At 43.8% G+C, this 674-nt stretch carries 2 protein-coding genes; one reads left to right on the forward strand and one right to left on the reverse strand.

Annotation, left to right across the window (positions count from 1 at the left end; translation table 11 throughout):
* The coding region (locus tag KIV40_RS31970) for a winged helix-turn-helix domain-containing protein (protein ID WP_285353354.1) at positions 1 to 198 on the reverse strand (198 nt) is incomplete at its 3' end.
* A 211-nt stretch (positions 199 to 409) separates the two neighbouring features.
* Between KIV40_RS31970 and KIV40_RS31975 the strand changes: the two genes are divergently transcribed.
* Positions 410 to 674 (forward strand): hypothetical protein (locus KIV40_RS31975; RefSeq protein ID WP_285353356.1); only part of this gene is annotated, 265 nt, incomplete at its 3' end.

Consider the following 674-nt stretch of genomic DNA (forward strand, 5'->3'; position numbering starts at 1 on the left):
AACAAAGTAGCCGGACTGCGGCTTAGCTATGATCCAGCCTTCGCTCTCTAACAACTGGTAGGCTTGGAGAACTGTGCTGTTGCTAACCTTATAGTTACGGCAACTCATACGAACTGACGGGATCTTCTCGCCAGATCGCCAAGTGTTGTTGGCTATCTGAGTGCGAATGTCCTTTGCCAACTCTTCATAACGTGCCATAAACCCTAGTACCTAAAGAATCAATAAACCCAATACTCTAGCATTAACATGCGCTTAGATTATATCTATCCTACTGATTGAACGTCATTTATATAATTGTGTGAAAAACTTCACAGAACTACTGACGTGCTCTGCTAACTTTGATGCATAGCGATAAATCTAGATCGCTCTAAACTTATACAGATGTTCACAATAACAATGCGAGACCATAATGAAAAAGATAGAAGCAGAACACTTAGAGTACAAAGGTGAATCAAATGGTGTCCACAGTTGGACAACGCCGAGTGGTCAGCCTTATTACTGGCACCCAGATTGGCTGCACATTGCTGAAGATGCGACTGGCTCGCACCCAAAAGAGAAACTCGATCTTGCCGATGACCAACCTGCAACTGAGAAACATGCAGTATCGGCAATCCTAAAACACATCAACCAATGGGCTGCAGATAAGCTTGCTTCACACCCAGAAATTGAAGCCG

This window comes from Vibrio sp. D173a, assembly GCF_030248475.1.